This is a genomic window from Pseudomonas sp. EA_65y_Pfl1_P113, assembly GCF_963970525.1.
Classification (GTDB): domain Bacteria; phylum Pseudomonadota; class Gammaproteobacteria; order Pseudomonadales; family Pseudomonadaceae; genus Aquipseudomonas; species Aquipseudomonas tritici.
In genome coordinates, this window is record NZ_CAXAQM010000707.1 from 1 (window position 1) to 360 (window position 360).

The 360-nt window shown below is 63.3% G+C and carries 1 protein-coding gene; it reads right to left on the reverse strand.

The window, feature by feature from the left end; genetic code table 11:
• A partial coding sequence (locus tag AACY52_RS31825; protein WP_339561631.1) for a contractile injection system protein, VgrG/Pvc8 family occupies positions 1-360 on the reverse strand: 360 nt, incomplete at both ends.

The following is a 360-nucleotide window of genomic DNA, read 5'->3' on the forward strand; positions in this document are numbered from 1 at the left end:
CTGAGTGGGTCACGCTGAGCAGCAGCCACAAGGCGTTGCAGGCTGGGCGCGGGTGTTCGGTCAGGTCGAAGAAGTGCCCGCTGCGCAGGCTGGGCTGATCGCTTTTGCCTTCAGCCAGCTGATAGTCGCGGCGATGGCGCTCCAGGGCCTGGCGCGCGAGTTGTCTGCCAAGCTTTTCGTTTGTATGGCGCACCGGGTAACGATAGTCTTCGAGGGTCGGGCTGAACTCGGCGGTGAATTGGCTTTCGAGCAACTGGTTTGGCCGTGCCAGGTCATAACCGCGATGCGTGGTGGTACTGGTGCGGGTGCTGAAACACACGGCGAACTGGCTGACGACAGGCTGCTCGGCGGCCATGCCCG